This window comes from Acinetobacter sp. P1332, assembly GCF_044057475.1.
Lineage (GTDB): Bacteria > Pseudomonadota > Gammaproteobacteria > Pseudomonadales > Moraxellaceae > Acinetobacter > Acinetobacter johnsonii.
The window spans coordinates 1,358,919-1,382,555 of record NZ_CP171157.1 but is presented as its reverse complement, the minus strand read 5'-3'; the positions used below and the strand labels follow the sequence as shown (position 1 = coordinate 1,382,555).

The 23,637-nt window shown below is 39.8% G+C and carries 23 protein-coding genes, 1 other RNA gene and 1 pseudogene; 9 read left to right on the top strand and 16 right to left on the bottom strand.

All coding sequences use genetic code 11. The features are described from left to right. Positions 1 to 3 precede the first annotated feature (3 nt). The 3 genes and pseudogenes from ACFN7Z_RS06810 to ACFN7Z_RS06800 form a co-directional block, all read right to left on the bottom strand. The gene (locus ACFN7Z_RS06810) at positions 4 to 1,152 is read right to left on the bottom strand and encodes a YheT family hydrolase (RefSeq protein ID WP_131230409.1); all 1,149 of its coding nucleotides are present in this window, start codon (positions 1,150 to 1,152) and stop codon (positions 4 to 6) included. An 81-nt stretch (positions 1,153 to 1,233) separates the two neighbouring features. Next, positions 1,234 to 1,646 (bottom strand): annotated as a pseudogene (locus ACFN7Z_RS06805) (nuclear transport factor 2 family protein). Positions 1,647 to 1,837: 191 nt separating this feature from the next. Next, entirely contained in the window at positions 1,838 to 3,862 is a 2,025-nt protein-coding gene (locus tag ACFN7Z_RS06800) for an NADPH-dependent 2,4-dienoyl-CoA reductase (RefSeq protein WP_130235139.1), read from the bottom strand. 169 nt (positions 3,863 to 4,031) lie between these two features. Between ACFN7Z_RS06800 and ACFN7Z_RS06795 the strand changes: the two genes are divergently transcribed. Both ACFN7Z_RS06795 and ACFN7Z_RS06790 read left to right on the top strand, forming a co-directional pair. Beyond that, the gene (locus ACFN7Z_RS06795; protein WP_130235140.1) at positions 4,032 to 4,571 is read left to right on the top strand and encodes a PadR family transcriptional regulator; all 540 of its coding nucleotides are present in this window, start codon (positions 4,032 to 4,034) and stop codon (positions 4,569 to 4,571) included. A 22-nt stretch (positions 4,572 to 4,593) separates the two neighbouring features. Beyond that, positions 4,594 to 5,505, top strand: coding sequence for an alpha/beta fold hydrolase (locus tag ACFN7Z_RS06790; RefSeq protein ID WP_395442655.1), 912 nt, complete (start codon positions 4,594 to 4,596; stop codon positions 5,503 to 5,505). A gap of 157 nt (positions 5,506 to 5,662) precedes the next feature. Here the strand turns inward: ACFN7Z_RS06790 and ACFN7Z_RS06785 are convergent, their stop codons facing one another. Genes ACFN7Z_RS06785 through ACFN7Z_RS06775 form a run of 3 tightly spaced genes read right to left on the bottom strand, consistent with a single transcriptional unit; the run spans position 5,663 to position 7,678 of the window. Beyond that, complete coding sequence (locus ACFN7Z_RS06785; RefSeq protein ID WP_004696607.1) at positions 5,663 to 6,442, bottom strand: glutathione S-transferase N-terminal domain-containing protein; 780 nt, start codon at positions 6,440 to 6,442, stop codon at positions 5,663 to 5,665. Positions 6,443 to 6,491: 49 nt separating this feature from the next. Next, positions 6,492 to 7,016 carry a ribonuclease E activity regulator RraA gene (gene rraA / locus ACFN7Z_RS06780; RefSeq protein ID WP_130235142.1) on the bottom strand — a complete coding sequence of 175 codons (525 nt, stop codon included), beginning with the start codon at positions 7,014 to 7,016 and terminating at the stop codon, positions 6,492 to 6,494. Further along, positions 7,013 to 7,678, bottom strand: a complete 666-nt coding sequence (locus ACFN7Z_RS06775; protein ID WP_130235143.1) for a nucleoside-diphosphate sugar epimerase — start codon at positions 7,676 to 7,678, stop codon at positions 7,013 to 7,015. Before ACFN7Z_RS06775 ends, rraA begins: the two co-directional genes overlap by 4 nt. Before the next feature lie 213 nt (positions 7,679 to 7,891). Here ACFN7Z_RS06775 and rpsT point away from each other — a divergent pair, with 213 nt between their 5' ends. After that, entirely contained in the window at positions 7,892 to 8,158 is a 267-nt protein-coding gene (gene rpsT / locus ACFN7Z_RS06770) for a 30S ribosomal protein S20 (protein ID WP_004696602.1), read from the top strand. A 234-nt stretch (positions 8,159 to 8,392) separates the two neighbouring features. Here rpsT and ACFN7Z_RS06765 read toward each other — a convergent pair whose 3' ends face one another. Next, a complete protein-coding gene (locus tag ACFN7Z_RS06765) occupies positions 8,393 to 11,017 on the bottom strand; it encodes a M66 family metalloprotease (RefSeq protein ID WP_130235145.1) in 2,625 nt (874 codons plus the stop codon). A gap of 466 nt (positions 11,018 to 11,483) precedes the next feature. Here ACFN7Z_RS06765 and ACFN7Z_RS06760 point away from each other — a divergent pair, with 466 nt between their 5' ends. Further along, positions 11,484 to 11,924 (top strand): hypothetical protein, encoded by a 441-nt coding sequence (locus ACFN7Z_RS06760; RefSeq protein ID WP_130235144.1) that lies wholly within the window; start codon positions 11,484 to 11,486, stop codon positions 11,922 to 11,924. Between the two features lie 134 nt (positions 11,925 to 12,058). Here ACFN7Z_RS06760 and ACFN7Z_RS06755 read toward each other — a convergent pair whose 3' ends face one another. The 4 genes from ACFN7Z_RS06755 to ACFN7Z_RS06740 form a co-directional block, all read right to left on the bottom strand. Beyond that, entirely contained in the window at positions 12,059 to 12,790 is a 732-nt protein-coding gene (locus tag ACFN7Z_RS06755; protein ID WP_004696597.1) for a histidine phosphatase family protein, read from the bottom strand. Positions 12,791 to 12,844: 54 nt separating this feature from the next. Beyond that, the gene (locus ACFN7Z_RS06750; RefSeq protein ID WP_094148185.1) at positions 12,845 to 13,699 is read right to left on the bottom strand and encodes a 3'(2'),5'-bisphosphate nucleotidase CysQ; all 855 of its coding nucleotides are present in this window, start codon (positions 13,697 to 13,699) and stop codon (positions 12,845 to 12,847) included. Between the two features lie 501 nt (positions 13,700 to 14,200). Beyond that, positions 14,201 to 14,446, bottom strand: coding sequence for a hypothetical protein (locus ACFN7Z_RS06745; protein ID WP_094148184.1), 246 nt, complete (start codon positions 14,444 to 14,446; stop codon positions 14,201 to 14,203). Between the two features lie 319 nt (positions 14,447 to 14,765). Beyond that, positions 14,766 to 15,011, bottom strand: coding sequence for a hypothetical protein (locus tag ACFN7Z_RS06740; RefSeq protein ID WP_004696593.1), 246 nt, complete (start codon positions 15,009 to 15,011; stop codon positions 14,766 to 14,768). Positions 15,012 to 15,686: 675 nt separating this feature from the next. Here ACFN7Z_RS06740 and ACFN7Z_RS06735 point away from each other — a divergent pair. The 4 genes from ACFN7Z_RS06735 (at position 15,687) to ACFN7Z_RS06720 (ending at position 18,667) form a co-directional block, all read left to right on the top strand. After that, on the top strand, positions 15,687 to 16,361 hold the full coding sequence (locus ACFN7Z_RS06735) for an HAD-IA family hydrolase (protein ID WP_094148183.1): 675 nt from the start codon (positions 15,687 to 15,689) through the stop codon (positions 16,359 to 16,361). Continuing rightward, positions 16,354 to 16,797 (top strand): RNA-binding S4 domain-containing protein, encoded by a 444-nt coding sequence (locus ACFN7Z_RS06730; protein ID WP_094148182.1) that lies wholly within the window; start codon positions 16,354 to 16,356, stop codon positions 16,795 to 16,797. The genes ACFN7Z_RS06735 and ACFN7Z_RS06730 overlap by 8 nt, the downstream gene beginning before the upstream one ends. Before the next feature lie 114 nt (positions 16,798 to 16,911). Further along, entirely contained in the window at positions 16,912 to 17,955 is a 1,044-nt protein-coding gene (gene recA / locus ACFN7Z_RS06725; RefSeq protein ID WP_005401034.1) for a recombinase RecA, read from the top strand. 106 nt (positions 17,956 to 18,061) lie between these two features. Further along, positions 18,062 to 18,667 carry a regulatory protein RecX gene (locus ACFN7Z_RS06720; protein ID WP_094148181.1) on the top strand — a complete coding sequence of 202 codons (606 nt, stop codon included), beginning with the start codon at positions 18,062 to 18,064 and terminating at the stop codon, positions 18,665 to 18,667. A gap of 325 nt (positions 18,668 to 18,992) precedes the next feature. Here the strand turns inward: ACFN7Z_RS06720 and ACFN7Z_RS06715 are convergent, their stop codons facing one another. Together ACFN7Z_RS06715 and ffs are read right to left on the bottom strand one after the other, a co-directional pair. After that, complete coding sequence (locus tag ACFN7Z_RS06715; RefSeq protein WP_228149533.1) at positions 18,993 to 19,565, bottom strand: hypothetical protein; 573 nt, start codon at positions 19,563 to 19,565, stop codon at positions 18,993 to 18,995. Between the two features lie 450 nt (positions 19,566 to 20,015). Then, positions 20,016 to 20,112, bottom strand: an RNA gene (gene ffs, locus ACFN7Z_RS06710) — signal recognition particle sRNA small type. A gap of 274 nt (positions 20,113 to 20,386) precedes the next feature. Between ffs and ACFN7Z_RS06705 the strand changes: the two genes are divergently transcribed. Further along, the gene (locus tag ACFN7Z_RS06705; protein ID WP_094148180.1) at positions 20,387 to 21,232 is read left to right on the top strand and encodes a YbgF trimerization domain-containing protein; all 846 of its coding nucleotides are present in this window, start codon (positions 20,387 to 20,389) and stop codon (positions 21,230 to 21,232) included. A gap of 59 nt (positions 21,233 to 21,291) precedes the next feature. On the opposite strand, the gene lpxA is transcribed toward ACFN7Z_RS06705, so the two are convergent. The 3 genes from lpxA to lpxD are packed head-to-tail and all read right to left on the bottom strand — an operon-like array spanning position 21,292 to position 23,637. Beyond that, a complete protein-coding gene (lpxA, locus tag ACFN7Z_RS06700; protein ID WP_010326982.1) occupies positions 21,292 to 22,080 on the bottom strand; it encodes an acyl-ACP--UDP-N-acetylglucosamine O-acyltransferase in 789 nt (262 codons plus the stop codon). Then, positions 22,077 to 22,562, bottom strand: coding sequence for a 3-hydroxyacyl-ACP dehydratase FabZ (gene fabZ / locus ACFN7Z_RS06695; protein WP_010326983.1), 486 nt, complete (start codon positions 22,560 to 22,562; stop codon positions 22,077 to 22,079). Before fabZ ends, lpxA begins: the two co-directional genes overlap by 4 nt. Before the next feature lie 7 nt (positions 22,563 to 22,569). Further along, positions 22,570 to 23,637, bottom strand: a complete 1,068-nt coding sequence (lpxD, locus tag ACFN7Z_RS06690) for a UDP-3-O-(3-hydroxymyristoyl)glucosamine N-acyltransferase (protein ID WP_094148179.1) — start codon at positions 23,635 to 23,637, stop codon at positions 22,570 to 22,572.

The following is a 23,637-nucleotide window of genomic DNA, read 5'->3' as shown; positions in this document are numbered from 1 at the left end:
CCTTTACACTGCTGAACCAATCAAAAAAGACCTACACTGCTGTAGGTCTTTTTTTAGTGTTTTTTGATGTTCCAGTTTCAAAAAGTCCGCAATCAGCTTGGTTGCCCAAGACTCGGTATTGAGTACCCCTTCATAGAAGCCACAATGGCTGCCTTTTTTGGTGGTCACTACCGCAATATTCGGCATTTGACGGATCATGTCTTTATACGGTTCAAAATTTTTAATATGACAGACGGGATCATCCTCTGCATTTAAAATCAGCAATGGAATGGTGACATTTTCAAATACATAGATTGGGTTTGTGGCTTGTTTATAACTGTCATAGTTCACATAACCCGCCATTTCATAATAACTCGACTCAAACTCAGCCAAGGTTTTGGTCATTAAAACTTGCGACACAGACGCTGTTTGTTGCCACGTTTGCTGATAAGGAAAAATAAATTTCTTAAACAGTTTCTTGGTCATGACCTTACTGTAAAAGGGATGCACATTTACAAAACCCAACTCCGTGTTATAACCCGGACACAGGGCAAAGGCCGCCTTAAAAGGGGTTTGACTTCCTTCTTCGCCTAAGTAACGCACCAAAAGCCCCGTTCCCGCAGAAGAGCCTACCGCATACAACGTTGAACTTGGAAATGTGCTTTGAATAAAGGCAATTTGCTCACGTAAATCATCGGTTGAACCGAAAAGATTCATTTTGGGTACAGGCATTGGAAGGTCTGCATGTCCACGGCGTAAGCACAGTGCAACACGCCAACCCGTATAGCGATTTAAGTCACGCACCACCTCACGCATACTTTCAGGAGAGCCTGTAATCGTATGCATAACCACAACCGTTGGCGTCGCTTCAGGCAAGTCATAACCGAACCACATAATGCCAGTGACCCCACCGTCTTGCATCTCTAACTGATCAAAATGATCGTATTCCAATTGAATCCGACGCTTACGAATCACATCAAAATACAAAAGATGGGCATGCGTGTTGGATAACCACGGTGTTGGTCGGTACTTTTCTTGAAGCTGTGTAAGCGCCCCAACAGTCTCTTGAATTTGCCCTTTCGGATTAATATAGAGCTTCGGTTGTTCCGCACCAGTCACTCGATCCCACGCCGTTTGGCTTAATTGGTTTAGCAAACTGAACACAGCATTCATATCAGTACCTTCTTTTTTCCTATCTTTCTTGGTGATGCATCAATTTTCGTGCCTAACTATAAATAACAAGTCACACGTTTATCATCCAGCTTGAGGTGCAAAAGCTGCCATTCGCTGTCCCATTTGTACAGCCAAGGCCTCTAACCCCGATTTAGGACGGATCATCACTTCAAAATCTACAATTTGACCTTGCTCATTAAAACGAATCATGTCAATCCCTTTGAGTTTCTTTTCGCCGACATTGGCAGAAAACTCAAGGACGACACTTAAACCATCTTCTGTAAAAAATTCACGGTGGTAGGTAAAGTTTTCAAAAACCTGAATCACATTACTTAAAATAAAAAAACCACTTGCTTACCCGGATAAGGATTAAATGCCACAGGTGAACGGAACACGACATCTTCTGCTAAAAGCTCATTTAAGATGCTCATATCACGAGTCGTGGCCATATCATGCCAGCGTACCAATGCTTGTTTTGTTGTTGCTAAACTCATTCTTATGTCCTTATGAAAGTGAATCCACTCAAATCTGCAATAAAAGCACCTTCTCTTACACCACATACGTTTCATGGAAAAGGCTACACGAGGGAAAAGATAATATTTTAGAAAATATCTCTCCCAAACCCTCTCCGTATAGGAGAGGGAGCTTTATTACAAATTTTAAGCTGATAAATTATTGTTATCGATTAAATGGTCGCAGCCAGTTCAGCGCCTTGACGAATCGCACGCTTCGCATCCAACTCACCTGCTTCTTTCGCACCACCAATCAAATGCACATTTTTACCATCGGCTTTTAATTGGTCGTACATTGCAGTATAAGACTCTTGTCCTGCACAGATAATCACGTGATCTACCTCTAAAACCGTTGGCTGATCATTCACTGTAATGTGGAGACCTTGATCATCAATTTTGTCGTAGCTTGCACCTGCAATCATTTTTACATCGCGATGTTTTAGCCCTGTACGGTGAATCCAACCCGTGGTTTTACCTAAGCTTGCACCGACTGCCTTCGCTTTACGCTGTAGAAGGTAAATTTCACGATCCGATTGCTCCAAGACTGGCTGTTTTAAGCCACCGACATGTGCATAGCTGGTATCAATTCCCCACTCATCATAGAATTTTTGTGGGTTTAAACTACCGCTTTCATCTTCATGGCTTAAGTATTCTGCTGTATCGAAACCAATACCACCCGCACCAATAATCGCGACTTTTTTACCGACAGGCTTACGCTCACGTAGAACTTCGATATAACTCAACACTTTCGGGTGATCAATCCCTTCTATAGTTAGCTCACGTGGAGTAACGCCTGTTGCAACCACGATGTCATCATAGTTTTCAGCGCTCAGTTCTTCATAAGTTGCGGTATGATTCAGCACCAATTTGATATTCGGTTGTAATTCAATTTTACGTTTGAAATAACGCAGTGTTTCGTAAAACTCTTCTTTACCAGGAATAGTCTTCGCAATATTAAACTGACCACCAATCTGACTTGCTGCATCAAAAACAGTTACTTGATGTCCACGGTCAGCAGCATAAGTCGCAAAACTCAAACCTGCAGGCCCAGCACCAATCACCGCAATATTTTTCTTAGCCGCACTTTCTTTAAAAATCAGTTCAGTTTCATAGCATGCACGCGGGTTGACTAAACACGTCGCAATTTGCATGGAGAAAATTTGATCTAAACAGGCTTGGTTACAACCAATACACGTATTGATTTCATCACTACGGCCTTGTTCTGCTTTGAGTACAAACTCAGCATCTGCAAGCATTGGGCGTGCCATCGACACCATATCCGCATCACCCTGAGCCAAAACATGTTCAGCCATTTCAGGGGTATTAATACGGTTAGACGTCACCAAAGGAATTTGAACCGAACCTTTTAGCTTCTTGGTCACCCATGTAAATGCAGCACGTGGCACTTTGGTTGCAATCGTTGGAATACGCGCTTCATGCCAACCAATACCTGTATTGATAATGGTTGCACCCGCCTTTTCAATTTCTTTGGCAAGCTGAATCACTTCTTCTAAAGTCGAACCACCTTCAACCAAATCCAACATTGAAAGACGGTAAATAATAATAAAGTTTTCACCCACTTCTGCACGAGTTCGTTTTACGATTTCAATCGGGAAACGCATACGGTTTTCATAGCTTCCACCCCATTCATCATCACGATGATTGGTACGTGCCGCGATGAATTCATTGATTAAGTAGCCTTCTGAACCCATGATTTCAACGCCATCATAGCCAGCGATTTGCGACAATTTTGCACAATTGGCAAAATCAGCAATAGTCTGATTTACTTCAGCCGAAGTCAAAGCATGGGGTTTTACAGGGTTAATCGGTGCTTGAATTGCAGATGGTGCGACGTTTTCAGCCTGATAAGAATAACGCCCAGTATGTAAAATCTGTAATGCGATTTTACCACCCGCATCATGTACAGCTTGTGTGATGACTTTATGCTTTTCCGCTTCTTCTAAAGTATCTAACTTAGAACCACCGTGAAAAGTCACACCATGATCATTCGGTGAAATACCACCTGTTACGATTAGCCCTACACCGCCAGCGGCACGCTCTGCATAAAATGCCGCCATGCGATCATAACCACCTTCAACTTCTTCAAGTCCAACGTGCATAGATCCCATTAATACGCGGTTTTTTAATGTGGTAAAGCCTAAATCTAAAGGCGCAAGTAAATGCGGATAATTAGACATGTGTACTCCTTGGCGTGCTTTCGCTGGCTGGTATTTTAAATACAAGGTTAGATCAAATTATTTAATGCAACAAGTTGCATAATGTTTATCTTTATAATCGAGATTTGTTTTTTATGCAACATGTTGCATAATGACTCTACGTCCATTTTAATTGCGAAATATTACCGAAATGTCATTAGCTCATGTTTTATTGACCAGTTTGATTGAGAAACCAAGCACAGGTATTGAGTTAGCGCGTCGTTTTGACCGTTCAATGGGCTTCTTTTGGAATGCAACACATCAACAGATATATAGAGAACTCAGCGCTATGCAGAGCAAAGGCTGGATTTCAACGATAGAAGACGATGGTGCAACCTCGCGTAAAAAAACCTATCAGGCAGAACAGCTCGGACGTACAGAACTTGCAGACTGGCTCGTAAAGCAAAGCCCACCTGCCCAGCTCCGCGAAGAACTGATGGTGAGACTGCGTGTTGAGGCTCAACTTGGTGGCAATACAGTTTTGCCTGAACTGGAACGACATCTCATCCTACACAAAGAAAAACTACAAATTTACCAAAGCATTTTTGCCAAAGATTTTGGTCATGCTGAAGAAAATGATCGTACCTTATATATTCATAAGATGATTTTACAAATTGGAATTAATTTAGAAAGTGGTTGGATTGAGTGGCTAGAGACCATGATTCCAGCTCTTAAAAACTTCGAAAAATAATAAACAACGCAAAGGATTGACCATGTCACATTATTTAATGCCAGATGGCGAAAAACTCTATGTTCGAGAATTTGGACAAGGCACACCTGTACTGGTTTTATCTGGCTTAGGGATGCAAAGTTGGCAATGGCTACCTTTTTTATATCAACACCGTAAAAAGTACCGTTTTTACATTCCTGACTGGCGGGGTTTTGGTGGTTCAGCGCAGTGCAAAATTCCCACACTGGATGCGATTTCCAGCCACTGGCAAGATTTAAACTGCTTTCTAAAACAATATGCTGATACAGCATTCCATGTCATTGCCTATTCTATGGGCGCTACGACAGCCATGCATGGCATGCAATATGGTCGCTTTCAAAACCATATCCGCAGCTATTTACACATCGACCAAACACCCAAGATTAGCGTAGATGCAGACTGGCCACATGGTTTATTTGCTGAAAAGCATTCCGATTTCAAAGCCATCCTACAAAACATTGGAGACCTATTGGCCCAAAATGCACAGTACCGTTTGGTCTCAGACTTAACAGCGTCTATGCGTACAGAACTGGTTAACCAGTGGTTGGCTTTTATTCAACTGCAAGCCACACCATCTCGAACTGCGGCTTTATTTCAAAAAGCATTTCAACAGCCACACTTGCAAAAATTCATGCTCCCAATCCAGCGTTTAGACTATATGGCTTGGTATATTCAAAATTATCTTGACCATCAAGAAGACTATCGCAGTGCGCTCAGTCAGATTGACCGACCAGCTACATTTTTTATTGGTGAAGACTCAAAACTTTATCCTGCTCAAGGACAAAAACTGATTGCTTCAAGTGTGCCGCATGCGAAAACGGTGATCTTTAAAAAATCTGGGCATACGCCTTTATTGAGTGAACCGCGCAAATTCTCTCAAGAAATTACACGTTTCCTCAACGCTACGGATGTTTGAATGTGTGTCGTATTATCAACCAAATAATGAATATTTTTATAACAACTGAAGATAAATACACTTAATCATTCCATTGTAATGACAAAAAATCAGATCAGTCCGATAAAACATCAATGCTTAGGAATTAAAAAAGGCATCTCTAAGAGATGCCTTTTTCTTATGCTGCATAGGTCTGCTTGAGATAAGCAACAATATCTGCCGACTCAAACAAAGCTGTTTCAGTGTTCGGATCAACCAAATATGGCACTTGAATATCACGCCCCATCACCTGCATAACTTGCTCACGCTTTCCACCTGCCAAAGGTACATATTTGCCCGGCTTTAAACGCAGTACTGCTGGGCCTTGATCTTGCCAACGTTCTTTAGGCACATTATGAAACTTAAAAGGGAGCTCCAACTCGGTCAGCAAACCACGGACAATCCGAGTATAAGGACTGGCTTCAAATCCCCAAAGTTGTAACAGCTGTTCTGGCGCTACGCGATCTTTAATACTCTTGTTGATCCACACTCCACTCGCACCATTTACCAATGTCCCGACATAAGCAACATAAGGTGTTTTGGGATAATGTGCATACTTTTTCGGTGTTTTACCACTGCGGCCATACTGTTCAAATAAGTAGTGAATAATATCTTCAGATTCGTACAGCTTGGTGTCTGTATTTTCATCAAGTAAAAAAGGAAATTGGGTTTTCCCACCCAACTGTTTCACCAAAGGGCGATATTTAGTTCCACCCTTAGGACATGGATACACTTCATAATCTAAGTTCAACAAAGTCAATACTTCACGCACACGACGACAATATGGCGAGCCTTCAAACTCATAGAGCTTTAAAGGTTGCTCAGGTTGTTTAGGATGCGGCGTTCCTGTTACACCACGTCCACCTTGCGCAAGCCCAGAAAAAAGAGCCTGAATCACTTTAATTTGATGCTTCACCATATTACACGTCCATATCTTTTGTTGATGTTGTTATGAGTCTGGTTGGTGCTTATGCATCGACCAGTTTTTCTTTTGCAATGACAATGCCGTTATTATCCGCATAGAGATAATGACCTGATTGAATGGTGACACCACCAAAATGCAAGCTGATATCAACTTCCCCTACACCTTTACGGTTACTTTTTTGTGGAATAGCAGCTAAAGCATGCACACCTAAATCTAGTTCAGCAATCGCATCTACATCACGGACACAGCCATAAATCACCACACCATTCCAGTGATTTTTGACTGCTGACTCTGCAATTAAGTCTCCCATCAAGGCACAGCGCATCGAAGCGCCACCATCCACAACCAATACTTTACCCGTACCATCTGTTGCTAACAGCTCTTTCACCCGAGAGTTATCTTCAAAGCATTTAACCGTAACCACCTGACCACCAAAGGTTTTACGCGCACCATAGCTCTTAAAGAACTTACCATCCATTGATGGGCTGACCACTTGTAAATCAAGTTCAGGATGATCATCCAATAAATCGCATGTCACAAATGCTGTCGTCACTACACTTCCCCTCATTTTGTCTTTTGTATGCGTAAATTATCATATATTTCAAATTTTTCGGTCTGCGTTTGGGCAGCCTCGACCATAGTATGAGCCACTTGTTCTGCTGTCACTGGCTTATATTTAAAATGCTTTGGTATAAAATGCGATAGTTTGGTATAAGCCTTTTGGAAAATATCTTCCAACATGCGACCTTCATTACGCTGTCCGATCAGTAAGGATGGCTGCAGAATACTAACCTTATATAAATCGAGTCCTCGAATAGTCTCTTCAAGCTCACCTTTGACGCGATTATAGAAAATTTTTGAATTGGCTTGCGCCCCCAAGGCACTGATCAACACATAATGGGTTTTGGTCAAAACAAACAATTCAGCAAAATGTGCATTCACCACATAGTCGATGGCATAAAACTGCTCTTTTGAGCCAGCTTTCTTTAAAGTCGTCCCCAAACAACTAAAAGCATGACTGTAGCCCTGAACATCTTCATGGTTGAGTAATAAAAAATCATCCAACTCCAGTTGCTGAACTTTGTCATAGTGATCGAGCTGCACATTATGCTTTCTGACCACAGCCAAAATTTTGCTACAACTTGGCAGTTGTTGTAATTGTTGAATCAGGTTTAAGCCCACCAAACCGGTTGCTCCAATCACAATCGCTTGTTCTATATTTTGTTTCATTTTTATACAAACTCCCATGCAGATGGCTAATCTTACCTTTTCTTTAGAATTTTTATGTATCTTAAATATAGTCAAAGCATGTCAAGACTTGACTTCACTGCGTATATTAATCAAAATATGCCACTTGTTTACGGGCTGGTGATTGTTCTTCTGATGTGGTTTTCAGTTTGAATTTCAGCCCGCCCAGACCAATCTATTTCAAGGAGTGCACGAGTGGCAAACTCTGCTCAAGCTAAAAAACGTGCTCGTCAAAACGTTAAAGCACGCAAACACAACGCAAGCTTACGTTCTATGGTTCGTACTTACATCAAACGTACAGTAGCTGCTATCGCTGCTGGTGATTACGCAGTTGCTTCTGAAGCATACAAAACTGCTGTACCAGTAATCGACCGTATGGCTGATAAAGGCATCATCCATAAGAACAAAGCTGCTCGTCATAAGAGCCGTTTAAATGCACAAGTTAAAGCTTTAGCTAACTAATTTATGCATTAAAAAAAGCCCTTTTTAAAGGGCTTTTTTTGTATCTATTTTTTGAAATTTCACAGTGCGCACACCTTTTTAGCACATCTGTTCCTTAACAATACAGCTTAAAACCCAAATAAAATCTAGCAAGTGCTCTCTAGCACCTACGAGAACACCTACCTACAAAAAAAGCCCCCTTTTAGGGAGCTCGTTTTCATTTCATGTTAAAGCATTTGTCAGATGAGCAGTGGTTTAATTCAAAGATTGAGTTTTCAGGTTTTTCACTAAAATATCAATGTTTCTTGATGTTGCCCCAGCTAGAATCAAGCTTGTATTTTGGTTCAGCATTGTCCATCTTTGATTATTATTTCCAGAGCAACTATATCGAATTGCAATTTGACGGTTATTTACCAAATTACCCGAGTTTAAATCTAAGCACTGTCCTGATTGTTTAATGGCAGACGTCGTGGCATCCATTGACCACACTTGTGCTGCATTATTCGCCACACAGTCAGTCAAGGTGACTTTAGCACTTCCTCCATTACCCGTTAGACACTGCCCCATAGCCGCTTTGCTATGGATACGTCCTAAACTGTCATAAACCCACTGCTCAGTATCATCAGCAGTACAAGCCGATGGGCCACTAATGTAAACATCCATTTTTTGGTTAGATGCCAGCTCTGTTTTCAAGCAATTCTTGTTATTTTTCAACAATCCACTTTGTGCAAGTGGGTCATCTTGTTGTAAACCTAGCTGTTTGATAAAAGCATTGAGTGCATCAATCGCAGCAGGTACATCTTTGGCTAAATCATCATAATAAACATTTACCCAACGATTTAAACGCATCCACCTAGTTTCTTGCTCTTCATAACGCTCAATTACCTGCTGCGCAGCTAAACTCATCTCATTTTTATATGACTTATAAGCCTGATAAAGCATTGAACCATTTGGTGACAAAACAATAAGATTGTTCGCCGCTTGATTCAGTAGCTCTTGCTCAAGTAGGGGCAACTCTACATCGCGTAAGGCTTTATAACCCTGTGCTTTCCCAATCTTAACAGCAGGTGTAATAGCCGTAGTATATTGGGGAATCACTGTAGTCGATAATAATTTGGCAGCAGCATTGGCCTGCTTACAATATAAATCAACTTTTTGAGGGTGATCTGCAAGCGCTAAATTGACATGTAATTTATTGGCATTACTACCTAATCGTGTCGGAGCCAGTGCAATATTGGTTACTGTATTTGGATACTGTACATTTAACCAACATGCATCCTGATTTAACGCCGTATTTGCAGTGGGTAAATCATAGACATTGCCCCAGTTTGAACGTGCCGCAGGATATAGTAGCCCAACCTTTGCAACAGGGTCATAGCCACCCAAAATGGTCACTACAGGCTCACCAAAGACACGTGGGCGTAAATAGTTTTGCTTTGGTTGATACCAAACAGGTGCAGCAGAATCTGGCATAGTCGGCTGAACCACTTCCATCTGCCTTGTTACTTCATTCCATTTTTTATAGCCCGTAGGTGAAGTCTTATCCCACACATAGCGGTTAAAGTGCGGTTGAATTTTTAAATAAGTGCTATAACCCGTATAGTGGGTATAACGTGAAACTGAGCTTGATGCATAACCACCAGACATTGCATCTCGGCTATGTGGATATAAAGCTAAAAAATTTGCAATTCCTGTAGAAGAAGCCCATAAATCCTTATTATTCCAAATCAAATTTCCCCGCATCATATTGCGATACGGAATATAACCCCAACCACTATCCGCATGATGTGAAGTCCAAAACTGGTTATCACCTTCCTGCCCAGGATAATGCCCCAGTCCATAGTGATGTCCAATTTCATGACTAAACTCATTTCCAACCGAATCATACAACGTCAGCATGCCGTTACCACCACTTAAGCCATGATTACTTTCGCCATTGGCATATTTTCCACGACTATGGTGTGCAACTACGGTTTGGGTTAATTGTGGTTGATTCTGACTTGCCATCGAAGCACTGGTAATGCCCCAGTTTGCTAGGTTAATGCCCACGCTAAATGTCGACTTACCCACGTTTTCACGCATGTCACCCTCATAAACTCCGCCTTGGCTGGTGCTTGCCGTATCGTAAATCGTCCCGTCTGCAATCATGACGCGATCCAACTGAATATCATCATATTTTGCAACGGTCATTTCAGCAGCTGGAATCGTTTGAAAGTAATCTGAACCTGCCCGAACAGGATCATTCAGCATATAGTGACCATTGGAAACAGGAGGAGCCGTTAACATACCGATACGAATATTGTTTAAGACCAACTCTCCCGGAGAGGCAAAATCAATTTTATCTTCCGCGATTTGCCCCTGACGACCATGAGAATCTTTAAGCTGAATACGCAAACCCGGACGTATTTCATCCCAATTGAGTTGAGCACTCCACGCACGCTTACTATATTGCACACGTGCACGCTCATCGGTATTGGTTTGATCAGACTGAGGAATCTGAGTTGGATCGTTAAATGTAACTGTGCGGAGCAACTGATTATTCATGTAAATATCAGCACTCAGACCATCAACTTTCCCCATGCTATCAGTTGGCGTAACTAACAATAGCGCTTCTTTTTCCATCGTCAGACGTGGCATTTTTTTACTTTCATTACCATTTGGATCAACCACATGACTCTGACCAAATTGCAGCATTGCTTCGAAACTACCAGTTAAGTCATTTCGTATCACACGTGTTTTTGAGTTTGCATCGTAATCAAAATAACCCAATGTATTTACATCAGCCACATCCTGTGTAGGCTCCGCATAGGTTTTCACTACAGGCGTTGTAGAGTTTTCGGTTCCACTTTCTCCACCACCTCCACCACACGCAGCTAACATCAGTGTTACAACGCAAAGACTTAGCTTGCAATACAAGAACTCATTCACACTTTTCACATCTTCCCCCAAAATAGTCACAAATAAAAATTAAAAAATCATTAATAATTCATATAAATCAAAAGCTTAATTATTTAACACTATTTTCTATACATATTCAATTTACATAATTTGTCACTTCAGGACATATTTTTTATCGGTCTTGAAACTAATGTCCGAAAAATAAAAGTTCTGTGACAGGGCTTGAATTTATGAAAAATAATGATGAGTTATACATTTGAATTTGCACCAATATAGTGCCAATATTTGTCAGTTAATTTTTTAAAAAAAGATATTTCAATTAATTTTCTTTGTAAGCACGTAGCTTATTCTAATTTTTAAATCCAAAATGATTAAAATCCCATAAATAAATTATGGTATTCTGTTTTCTTATAATGAAACCACATAGAATGTTCTACTGGGGAATAGCATGATTAATAAATTTCTTCCAACACTTGAAAAATTCCAACCGACAGAACAACAATATATTGAGTATTTTCATGCCAAAGGTGAAAAAGACATACTCGCCAAAGTCATCTCAAATATGCGCGGAACCGCAGAAATTCAGGCCTCTCAGGGCGTTGACGCATGGTTAGGCTATGGCGTCTATTTACCTGCAATTGAACGTATTTTTGCACTGCACCAAGGGGAAACGGAAGCTGAGTTTTATGACCGTACTCAATATCCAGCCGATGTTGTCAATGCTTATACCCTTTCGAATCATGAGATTGCCACGCTCATTGCTGCAGATAAATACAATCGTATTCATCAGCACAGCGTAGCAGTGAATACCTCATTATGGCCTTTAAATGATGAAGGCCTAAGTATCGACTTGCTCGATTTTCCCAATCGACTCAAAGCAAAAAGTTAAACTTATGTGGTATATCATTCAATAACGGTGACAAATGATCGATCTATAAATCTCGTATATTCTTTTTTCGTTCAAACAACTGTCTAAATGAAGCAACGAGATTTATAGCTGATTTTTATTAATAAACAAATCACTTACAGATTTTGAAACTCATGAATATTCAGTTCATTCATTTCTCCGCGCCAAATCCATTTCAATTTTGATTCCAAAAACACATCTCCCTCAAACCACACAAAAAGACCTTCCATCATTTTCGGCCAGTCTTCTTTGGTCACAATCGTGCGCCCTGAAATAACCGCCAAAATCGCAGCTAAAATCGTGTCATGACTGACCGCAAGGCTCAAACCATAAGGGTTGTTCGGATGCGTGTTATATATAAGCTCCAATACATCTACGACGCCATGAATCGGATGCTTCATACCGGGTAAGGCATTATTCACAAAGCTATTAATAAATCCTAGAGCACCTTGACGCTGAAAATAAGGGCCGGCTTGCTTAATATCCAAAACAAAACTGCCTGGCTCAACCAATAAACCTTGTTCGATAATTTCAATACGGTGGGTATTCGGCTCAAGGGTTTGTCCATCTGCCCCTTGAATCATTAGTGCAGCGGTATCAATACAACGTTGAATTGGGCTAGAAATACAGTGTTGTATCACTCGATCTGTATTATCGATCAGATAGGAACCCCACGCCTCCGCCAAATCTCGCCCTTGATGCGTCAACTGTAAATCATAGCCTGCAAGCCCCTGACCCGTAACAACTTCACGAATGGAATGACGTGTAAATAACGTCACTGGCGTTTTTGCATCTGGCAATAAATCGATTGCCTTCAACATACTAGGCGGGAGTAACTCTAAGGCCATAATCACTAGCAACTCAATAATTCAAAAAACACTATAGCACGCTCAGTTTTTAGCTCAAGCCGACGAAGGCATTAGTTCAAGTGCTTGTAATGCCAGTTTTTTCATATCGTTATTTCGATATGCAATAAAACCGCCATTCAATAAACTCAATCTTTGGTTATATACGAATGGTCGTCCCTGAAAATCAACTAAACCACCACCGATTCGCTCTAATAAACACTGTCCAGCACTGGTATCCCACTCACTCGTTGGGTGAAAGCGTGGGTAAATATCGACTCGGTCTTCCAACACCATGCAGAACTTATATGCACTCCCTGCACGATACTCTTGAATAGGCGTAAGTTTTTCCAACTGCTCTAAATATACTTGATACTGCGGCTTACTCTGACTACTTTGACTTAAGCCGACTTGAACAGCACTGTGGTTTTCAACTGGAACATATTCAGACCATACGTCTTTTTCCATATTGTATTTTAACGGCTGACCGTGTAGTGGACAGAAGTAAACTTGCTGTTCACATGGAATAGCCAACACCGCAAAAGTTGTATGCGCACCTTCGATAAGACTGAGATTGATAGTGAATTCTGGACGTTGATGCAAAAATTCTTTCGTACCATCTAAGGGATCAAGCATCCAAAAAGACTGCCACTGCTGTCTATGCACATGCTGCCCTTCTTCAGAAAGAACAGGCAAATGAGGAAAGGCTTTGTTTAAAGCATCGGTAATAAATTGATTGACACGATAGTCAGCTTGCGTAACTGGTGAATGATCGGATTTTCGTTCAACTGTAAAATCACCACCTGCAACATAAGCTTGATACTCTGCTCGTAAAATCTCGCACGCTTGAGTCACAATCGGTACAAGTTGCAATATCAGCGCATCTTGAGGTGCAGTTGTGGGCTTAAACATGAGACCGCCTTTTATTCATTAAGTTATAGATTGAGAAGTTCATCTATTGGGATAGCAGCCTACTGATCGCCTCGTATTCAACGGTATACAGTCACCTCAGAGTGAGAACACGCGAACACTTTTTCAACACTGCCTTAAAAATATTATACGCCTAAGACACTCAGGAAATATCACTCAATTCCAATTCTTCTTTTGACTTTGGGTTGAGTAGTCCAATCAACCTGACTTTACCTTTACCCACACCTTAAATATTGAGACTAGAGAAAGTCACCAGCTGACCGTTTCTAATTTGTGCTTACTCTTAATTTCTTTTCAGCTTTATACATCCAATTGATTACTTTAGGAAAAATCATCGCGCAAAAAAATCCCACGCATGGGAGCGTGGGATATAAAACAAGAAAAGCTACAGCGCTTTAATTTGGAGTACAGTATAAACCTGTATTTTAAATACATCAATTAAAAAATGCGTTATACCTGCAGTTTTTTTAAATTACGGTACATCTACTCATTTTTATCTGAACACTTCACTTCTAATTGATACTCATCCTGCGTCACTTTGATCTTAATCCTTTGATACTTTCTTTTATTCGGATCCATAGCCGAACTAGCGACTTCATGCAAAAACTTTCGATCATTCATAAGCTCGCTATATGCTTTATAACCAATCAAAATCTTTTCAGGCTTTTTATTTTTGGAAATTAATTTTTTTAGAATATCGTCTAGTTCATTTGCAGTAACAATTGACATATCGAAGCAACTCAAAATAAAAAAGATTATCCATGAACAATATGATCAAAAGATGTCAGAAATCATCTTTCTCACTATTTTCATTTCAATAGCAAAATGAAAGCCCGATCAGTATCAAAACAAATCGGGCTTTTTGTCTGTAATCACTTAGACCAGAAAGTTATTATAATAAAAAACCTGTTTACCTCTCTCCAAATAAACAGGCTTAACTGCACAAACATCATCTAATCATTATATTTTCATTACTTTATGTCGCACACTTTACAGCCCAAATATTTCAAATAAATGAAACCTTAGGGTTTTTAACACAATTGAATACTTAATCATCATTACGTAAAAAGGTTAACTCATATTCATCATGCGTAATTTTAATCTTGGTATTGCGATAAGTCCGCTTATTTGGATCTAAAGATGAACTCATTACATTTTCTGCAAATTTTTTATTCGACATAAATTTTGCATAGAGCATATAACCAATACGGATTTTTTTAATGGCCTTTTTCTTACCTTTTGCTTCATATTTATCTAAGGTTTCATCTAAAAAATCTAAATTTAACTCACTCATCCATTCCTCTCTATTTTATTCTCATTCGCCACATCTTTTTTAACCGATTCTTGTGTAAATAACCAGCAAAACCACTTTATTTTTATTTTTGTCAAAAAACTTACTTTTATTGCATTATTGAGCTGGATACAACGAATCTTTCTCCGTCAGCTGAGGTGGTTTATATTTAGTTTCAAACATAAAAAATCACCCTCAGGTGGTGTTAATGGTATCGATGTAAAATGAACATTTGATGAAACAGATTAGATAGACATGAAAGCCGAATAGCTAAGTGGTACTGAAAAGCTGACAAAACCAATGATGCAGTCCGTTGTAATCCATGGCTGATTTAGGTCAGCAGCAACAGTAGCGGCTTTTGGAGAATAATGGCAGCTCTAAGCGTTCTCATCGAATATTTATAAAAGCGTTTCCTTCTTCATTAAAGTGAATCATTCCTAATGCTGAAATTTCAATATTGCAGTGGATCAATGTGCAGTTAACACATCTTATATGTTCTTACTTAAAAAATTGAGATCTCGTATTCTTCAATTTTTGACAATGGGCTATGCAAGCCCGTAATCTTATACAGCTATACGCTATAATTACGCCATATTTGCATAAAGCAAAACTGCTAAATCGGTTGCTAACTGTTTTCTATCGCGATTGCTGAACTTTGAAACCTTGGAGATTTTTTGAGTGGAAAAGCCAATTATCATTTTTGATATGGACGGTACATTACTGGATCTTGCCTATGATGATTTTATTTGGAATCATCAGCTTCCTATCCGTTATGCTGAACAACACCAGTGCTCTTTAGAACAAAGTACTCAAGCGCTATTTCAGTTTTATCAAACCCATAATCACACACTCAATTGGTATTCTACGCGCTTTTGGACAGCCAAAGTCGGCGTAGATACACTCGCCTTACAGCAGGAATTTAAGCATAAAGTTAGCCTGCGTGAAGGCTGTCTTGAACTTCTCGACTATTTAAAAAGTAACGGCTACCCTTGCTGGCTTGCCACCAATGCGGACTGTGAGGGACTCAAGTTCAAACTCGAACACACGAAACTAGCCTCATATTTCGATGTCATTATTAGCAGCGAAACCCTCGGTCATGCCAAAGAGTTTACTGAGTTTTGGCAACATCTCCATAAACGCCATCCTTTTGCAACCACACAGTGTTACTTTATCGATGACACTGAAAAAGTACTAAAGGGTGCTGAAAGTTATGGTATTCAAAACCTATTTACCATTGCTCAACCCTCATCACTAGGTCAAAGCAAGACATCCAGCCCTTATCCTATCTTAAATCAGCTCACCGATTTAATTCCGTATTTAGAGCAAGCTGAGGTCACGGCCAAATATGCGTAAATCCACTTTAGCGGAAGATACTGTCGGCATGCGCATTGACAAATGGTTATGGGCAGCACGTTTTTTTAAAACGCGCTCCATTGCTAAAAATGCAATTGAGGGGGGCAAAGTTCACCACAATGGCGAACGTGTCAAAGTGTCGAGAGAAGTTCGGGTTGGAATGGAACTCACCATACAACAAGGTATTGACAAGAAAACCGTAGTGATTAAAGAACTCTCTGACGTGCGTGGCCCCGCTCCTGTTGCACAAAAATTATATGAAGAAACTGAAGTCAGTATTACACGACGGGAATTGATTGCAAGCCAAAGAAAGTTGCATAATCTAGCTCGACCTGATCATCGTCCAAGTAAAAAAGACCGACGCGATATCAGTAAGTTTAGACAAGAAAATGATCAACAATTTGACCAATATTGGTCTTATAATGATGATGAATGACATGCGTCATATTGTGTCGCACACGATCTGACTTTTATAGAAGATACAGACTAAATCTGTCACTATACTGAGCATATTCAGTAAATATCCGTGACATCGTTTTGAGGTTGTAAGATGGATGATAATAAAAGCAAGGCGCTCAATGCTGCGCTAAGCCAAATTGAAAAGCAGTTTGGTAAAAACACAGTAATGCGTCTTGGCGATAACACCGTACAAGCTGTTGAAGCGGTATCAACGGGTTCTTTGACACTTGATATTGCACTAGGCATTGGCGGCTTACCGAAAGGTCGTATCGTTGAGATTTATGGTCCTGAATCTTCAGGTAAAACAACCATGACTTTACAAGCGATTGCCGAATGTCAAAAAGCAGGTGGTACATGTGCATTTATCGATGCAGAACACGCTTTAGACCCACAGTATGCGCGTAAACTTGGCGTAGATATTGACAACCTCTTGGTTTCTCAGCCTGACCATGGTGAACAAGCACTTGAAATTGCAGACATGCTGGTTCGCTCTGGTGCTATTGACCTCATCGTTGTCGATTCTGTTGCAGCATTGACACCACGTGCGGAAATTGAAGGTGAAATGGGCGACTCGCACATGGGGCTCCAAGCACGTTTAATGAGCCAAGCATTACGTAAAATTACAGGTAATGCAAAACGTTCAAACTGTATGGTGATTTTCATTAACCAAATTCGTATGAAAATTGGTGTAATGTTTGGTAGCCCTGAAACCACGACTGGTGGTAATGCGTTGAAATTCTATGCGTCTGTGCGTTTAGACATTCGTCGCGTAGGTCAGGTCAAAGAAGGCGATGAAATCGTTGGTTCTGAAACCAAAGTAAAAGTTGTCAAAAACAAAATGGCACCTCCATTCCGCGAAGCGCTTTTCCAAATCCTATATGGTAAAGGCGTCAACCACTTGGGCGAACTTGTAGACTTAGCTGTTCAACAAGAAATCGTACAAAAAGCAGGTGCTTGGTATTCATACCAAGGTGATAAAATTGGTCAAGGTAAAAACAATGTGATCCGTCACCTTGAAGAAAACCCTCAGTTGGCTGAAACCATTGAGAAAATCATTCGAGAAAAACTACTGACGACTGCAAACGCTGCGCCTGTAGAAGAGAATGAAGAAGAGCCAGACTTTTTAGATGCTTAATTAAAGGTATCGAAAAAGATTAAATGTTATTAGACGACATTTAGGCTTACACTAAGAAACGCCCTACGGGGCGTTTTGTTTATTCAGATCTATTTCATAGCCGATTATGCCTAATTCAAAATTCCCCAAACTTCTTGACTATGATGCTCTCAAACAACAATTTGGTGAGGATGAATCCCCTCCTACTCAATACGGCCACACGCAGGTAACACAAGAAACTGATGATGCTTTAGATTTTGATGAAGAGAATCAGCCCAAACCCACAGGTTTAACAGGTTCCCGTCTACGCTCTTATGCCTTTGCTGTATTAACACGTAAGGAATATTCAAAAGCAGAATTGATTGAAAAATTGGCTACATGGGCGATGCACCGTGAAGAAGTGATTAAACTGGTTGAAGAGCTTTCAGCACAAAACTATCAGAGTGATCAACGTGTGGCTGAGATCACTTTATCGAGCCAAAAGCGTAAAGGCAAAGGCCCTAATCGCATTAAACTGGCGCTTAAAACTAAAAAAATTGACACTGGTTTAATTTTAGAAGAACTGAAAGAAACAGATTGGGTCGAACAAGCCTATCAACTCAAAGTTAGAAAGTATGGAACTGAGGTCGCAACAGATCCAAAACTAAAAGCCAAACAAATCCGTTTTTTAATGTATCGTGGCTTTGAAATGGACGCGATTATGAAAGCGATTTCTAGAAAAGTGGAAGATTAAACGGCTATTTACCTGCACTAGCCTACACATGATTGATCTATCATCTAGCTATATCAAGAAAACGTAAACAGGCTTATGATCTATTAAATCTTAGATGCTAAAATCTAATTTACTGTAGCTCATAAGCTGACCAAGGGATGCCTAAGTTACCTTTATGTAGTGTCATCTTAAAACCACCATCAACACTCGTATTATAGTATTCACTAGATCTTACTTTGAGACGTCGCACCTCACCATCAAACATTCGAACATCCAAATAATAACTTGGATATCTATTTCTTCTCGTACCGCTCTCACTCTTCTCCTTATTTATGACCTGCACATCTTAAGAACTTAAAATACTGTTATCATTTATGTTATACACAATACCTACCAAACTCACAGAATAAATACCGACAATAGGTAGAGCAAGTGCGATCACCATGATCATTTGCCGCTTCATTTTTTGAGCAAACTTCTTTTTAAATACAACATATAGAGCTGATAGCAAAAAGCTCATACATATCAATGAATAAAATAAAAAAGCTAAATCGTGGTGCTGGATAATATCCCGTAAAAATAAAATATTGCATGCAAGCATAATTAGAAAAGCCAGCATCTCGGTAGAGATTTTAGCCTTTTGCATATAAACAATATAAAAATTACGATGCTTTGGATAACTAAGATATAGATAAACCAATGCCATACCATGAAATAAAAAATCTGACCAATCAAATATAGTAGCTAAAAAGAAAATAATAACCGTCAATGAATCTAAAATTTTTCTAATTCTTAATGCATATTTTAAATATTTTTGTTGCTGTTCACTGGAAATATTTTTTGTATGTTCTTGTATAAAATTTTGTTCTTGCTCTCGCTTATTGACGGCCTCAATATCTTCAAAATGCGCCATAAACATATTACAAATTCTTTTATATGACTCAAAATCTGAACTAATATTGACAACTTGATGATGCTGATCGACCAACAATAGACGACTTCTTTTTTAAAATGTAAGATTTGGTAGCCTTTTATTTCACTATAGAGTACTTTTTTGACTGAAAAAACTTTACGATAGAGAAGATGGTCTTCATTAAAAACAATTTCGGTATTTATACTTTCCAACAACAAATAAAAAATACAGAATAAAACACACAAGCAAGATAGAAAAATACCTACGACAATATAATTTGAGAATCCATTTGAAATAAAATATAGATTTGAGAAATAGATAAAAATAATGGTAATTGCAAAAAATAGAAGAATACTTTTCACTTTCTCAGAGGATTCAATACTTACGACTAGACCTGCATCAATGCCATAGTAATCTTTCATTTTTATTCTTATATATTTATAAATATGGTGGCAACCCTACCAGCAAGCCTTCGGCACATCATATTTCTACTACCGTTGCTACCTTCCGGTCCTGGCGGGGTTCGTAGAGTACAATTGCGAAGTAACCGGCAGGGCTACCATTGCAAGAACAGAGTATAGAGATTTTTCCCTAAGTTGCAAGCCTATAAACGACTTTTCAATAAGTATTTCATTCAATTGACTATTTATAAAACAAAATCAAGAAAAATCGCTCATTTTTTGGTAACGACTAGGCTACATTCATTTACCTAAATATACGACAACAATGTAAAAGGTTATTGCAATTCATAACGTTGCCGTTTTTAATGAGGGAAATGAATTTTGTTTGATGTGTCCCCCATCAAAGCCTTATAACACGGATATTTTATGATGCTAAAGAAGCATAGCCTATGTGCCCTCACCCTACTTTGCACAACGCCTGTTTTCGCCAATATTCCAATTGAATCTCGCGGCTTAAGCCAAGCAACGAACAATAGTGTCAATCCAACCAGCGTCGCAGTAGACACAGGTGCGAGTGCAACAGCAACCAATATTAATTGGCAAATCATGCAAAAGAACCAACAATTAGAAAGTGATTTGCGTAGCTTACGCGGTAAACTTGAAGAGCAAGACAACGAGATCGCTCAACTCAAACATGAGTTGGAAAATCGTTACGCTGACCTAGATCAACGCTTAGAGTTACTTCAGCAAAAAGTAGACCCTGAAGCGAGTACCACAACGGAGGATAACCAACAGGATACTCCTCCCAGTAACACCACAATCACCAACCCCAGCAGTAACACAACCGCAGCCGCAGTAAACAAAGCACCTGTAGTGGTCAGTACACAAAACACATCAGAGCCATCTGAGCTAGAAAAAGCCGCGTATACTGTCGCATTGGATGCCTATAAGCAAGGTGGTGCGAAGAAAGCGATTGCACCCATGCAAAATTTTATTAAAAACAATCCCAACAGTGTTTACATCAGCAATGCATATTTCTGGTTAGCGGAATTTAATTTAGCGATTGAACCTACCAACTATGCAGAAGCGAAAAAGAACTACGGGATTGTGGCAAACCAATACCCAAACTCTTCGCGCGCACCTCGAGCCGTCTATCAACTCTATAATATTACCAAAGAAGTGGATAAAAACTCGACTCAGGCCAACCAATACAAAGCCAAACTTCTTAAGCAATATCCCAAGTCTGAAGAAGCCTCTTTCTTTAAAAAATAATTTTCCTACAGATATAAAAAAAGACACGCGAAGTGTCTTTTTTTATCTTTGGATTAAACTTAACGCACAATGCCACGCTCTGACTGTTCTAAGGAGTCAATGAGCAATTGTACCTCAGCGACTTCAGGCAAAATTTCTGCACGGATACGTTCTAAAGCCTGCTCTGTCGTCAAACCTTCTTTATAGATCAGTTTAAATGCTGTACGTAAACCTTGAATCACATTTTTAGACCAACCTTTACGACGCATACCTTCAACATTCATCGCAAAAGCATGTGCAGGATTACCAGAAACCATCACATAAGCAGGTACATCTTTCACAATCAATGATGCACCACCAATCATGCTATAAGAATCAATCTTACAGAATTGGTGTATACCCGAGTTACCGCCGACAATCACATAGTCACCTACGTGAACATGGCCAGCCACGCCGACGTTGTTTGCAAAAATATTATGATCACCGACCACACAGTCGTGCGCAATATGCGTATTTACCATCAATAAATTATGGCTACCAATCTTGGTTATACCGTGATCCTGAACCGTGCCACGGTGTAAACTACAATGTTCACGAATTTTATTATGGTCACCAATTTCTAACCAGGTTTCTTCACCTGCATATTTTAGATCTTGGCAGACCTCTCCCACGCTTGCGAATTGGAAAATTTCATTGTGTTCTCCAATACGCGTATAACCACCGACCACTACGTGCGAATGTAACTGCGTACCTGCACCAATAGTGACATTTGGACCAATAATACAATACGGTCCAATCTTTGCATCTGCTGCAATCACGGCAGATGCATCGATGATTGCTGTTGGGTGAATAAATTCGTTATTGCTCATGATTGCTCTATTTTCTGATGCGAAACCATAATTTCCGCAGATGCTGCTACTACACCGTCAACGGTGGCAATACAATTATATTTGTAAATACCACGTTTCTGCATAACCAATTCTGATTTTAACACCAATTGGTCACCTGCAACGACTTGCTTTTTAAAGCGAACTTTCTCTGCCCCTGCGAACAAGAACAAAGAACCTTCACTTGGTTTCTCATTGTTCATGATGAAACCAAGAATACCTGAAACTTGCGCTAATGCTTCGACAATCAAAACACCAGGCATAATTGGATAATTAGGGAAATGGCCTTGAAGAAATTCTTCATTAATAGACACATTTTTATACGCCACAATTCCATTTTCAGTCACATCAACAACACGATCGACCAATAAAAAAGGATAGCGGTGTGGTAAGTACTCACGAATAGTTTGAATCGTCATTGGCAATTCAGGTTTCGTGAAACTAGTAGAATTCGACTCAGTCATCATATTTCTATTTACGCAATTTAATTGTTGATTCAAGGGACTCAATTTGAGCCTGCATATGATCAAGTTTTTTTACCAATTGGGTCAATGGCACATCTGCTAATTGTCTTAAACGAACAACGGTGCGTTTCCACTTTTGATTTTCAAACAGTCCAATTCCTGAAGAATATGTTCCAGCCACAGAAATATTATTTGTGACCATTGACATTCCAGTTAAAGTGACATTATCAACAATATTTAGGTGCCCTGCAATTGCAGACCCACCACCTACGATGCAATTTTTGCCAATAGTTGTACTACCCGCAATTGCCGTATTGGCAGCAAAAGCTGAATTGGCACCAATTTTAGCGTTATGGGCGATTTGCACAAGGTTATCAATAATGACACCATCTTCCAAAATTGTGTCATCCAATGCACCGCGATCAATACTACAATTTGAACCAATCCGTACATCATTTCCAATGATGACTGAACCCAATTGAGCAATTCGATGCCATTTCCCTTGATAAGGGGCAAAACCAAAACCCTCACTACCAATCACAGTATTGGCATGAATACGGACACGATCACCAATTTTGCATGACATCAAATTTACATGCGATTCAATTAAACCACCGCGGCCAATTTCAACCCCATCATGTATGCTGACATGTGAATGGATAATCGTGTCATCGCCAACAACGCAATTTTCACCGATGACCACATAATGACCAATATAAGCAGTATCTGAGATGATTGCTGATGGATGTATCTGTGCAGTGCTTTCTATACCCTGCTCAGTGTGTTTAACCTCAAAAGCATGGGTTAAAATGGCAAAGGCTAAATAAGGATTGGCAACAACAATAAAGTTTTGATGTTCAACCAAGTGATCCTTCAGATCAGCTGTAACAATAAATGCTCCAGCTTTAGACTGCTGTGCTTGCTCTAAGTACTTTTCACCATTTACAAATGCAAGATGTCTAGATTCTGCTGAATCTAGACTTGCTAATCCCTTAAGGATTAAATCAGCTTGACCTACACACTCACCTTGGACTAAACGAGCAAGATCTTCTAAGCGATACTGTTGAGGATTCAT

What these genes read in the sequence shown, in the direction of transcription:
- ACFN7Z_RS06810 (WP_131230409.1), bottom strand. Translation starts at nt 1,152, where the DNA reads ATGAATGCTGTGTTCAGTTTGCTAAACCAATTAAGCCAAACGGCGTGG.
- ACFN7Z_RS06800 (WP_130235139.1), bottom strand. Translation starts at nt 3,862, where the DNA reads ATGTCTAATTATCCGCATTTACTTGCGCCTTTAGATTTAGGCTTTACC.
- ACFN7Z_RS06795 (WP_130235140.1), top strand. Translation starts at nt 4,032, where the DNA reads ATGTCATTAGCTCATGTTTTATTGACCAGTTTGATTGAGAAACCAAGC.
- ACFN7Z_RS06790 (WP_395442655.1), top strand. Translation starts at nt 4,594, where the DNA reads ATGTCACATTATTTAATGCCAGATGGCGAAAAACTCTATGTTCGAGAA.
- ACFN7Z_RS06785 (WP_004696607.1), bottom strand. Translation starts at nt 6,442, where the DNA reads ATGGTGAAGCATCAAATTAAAGTGATTCAGGCTCTTTTTTCTGGGCTT.
- rraA (WP_130235142.1), bottom strand. Translation starts at nt 7,016, where the DNA reads ATGAGGGGAAGTGTAGTGACGACAGCATTTGTGACATGCGATTTATTG.
- ACFN7Z_RS06775 (WP_130235143.1), bottom strand. Translation starts at nt 7,678, where the DNA reads ATGAAACAAAATATAGAACAAGCGATTGTGATTGGAGCAACCGGTTTG.
- ACFN7Z_RS06765 (WP_130235145.1), bottom strand. Translation starts at nt 11,017, where the DNA reads ATGTTAGCTGCGTGTGGTGGAGGTGGTGGAGAAAGTGGAACCGAAAAC.
- ACFN7Z_RS06760 (WP_130235144.1), top strand. Translation starts at nt 11,484, where the DNA reads ATGATTAATAAATTTCTTCCAACACTTGAAAAATTCCAACCGACAGAA.
- ACFN7Z_RS06755 (WP_004696597.1), bottom strand. Translation starts at nt 12,790, where the DNA reads ATGGCCTTAGAGTTACTCCCGCCTAGTATGTTGAAGGCAATCGATTTA.
- ACFN7Z_RS06750 (WP_094148185.1), bottom strand. Translation starts at nt 13,699, where the DNA reads ATGTTTAAGCCCACAACTGCACCTCAAGATGCGCTGATATTGCAACTT.
- ACFN7Z_RS06745 (WP_094148184.1), bottom strand. Translation starts at nt 14,446, where the DNA reads ATGTCAATTGTTACTGCAAATGAACTAGACGATATTCTAAAAAAATTA.
- ACFN7Z_RS06740 (WP_004696593.1), bottom strand. Translation starts at nt 15,011, where the DNA reads ATGAGTGAGTTAAATTTAGATTTTTTAGATGAAACCTTAGATAAATAT.
- ACFN7Z_RS06730 (WP_094148182.1), top strand. Translation starts at nt 16,354, where the DNA reads ATGCGTAAATCCACTTTAGCGGAAGATACTGTCGGCATGCGCATTGAC.
- recA (WP_005401034.1), top strand. Translation starts at nt 16,912, where the DNA reads ATGGATGATAATAAAAGCAAGGCGCTCAATGCTGCGCTAAGCCAAATT.
- ACFN7Z_RS06720 (WP_094148181.1), top strand. Translation starts at nt 18,062, where the DNA reads ATGCCTAATTCAAAATTCCCCAAACTTCTTGACTATGATGCTCTCAAA.
- ACFN7Z_RS06715 (WP_228149533.1), bottom strand. Translation starts at nt 19,565, where the DNA reads ATGTTTATGGCGCATTTTGAAGATATTGAGGCCGTCAATAAGCGAGAG.
- ACFN7Z_RS06705 (WP_094148180.1), top strand. Translation starts at nt 20,387, where the DNA reads ATGATGCTAAAGAAGCATAGCCTATGTGCCCTCACCCTACTTTGCACA.
- lpxA (WP_010326982.1), bottom strand. Translation starts at nt 22,080, where the DNA reads ATGAGCAATAACGAATTTATTCACCCAACAGCAATCATCGATGCATCT.
- fabZ (WP_010326983.1), bottom strand. Translation starts at nt 22,562, where the DNA reads ATGACTGAGTCGAATTCTACTAGTTTCACGAAACCTGAATTGCCAATG.
- lpxD (WP_094148179.1), bottom strand. Translation starts at nt 23,637, where the DNA reads ATGAATCCTCAACAGTATCGCTTAGAAGATCTTGCTCGTTTAGTCCAA.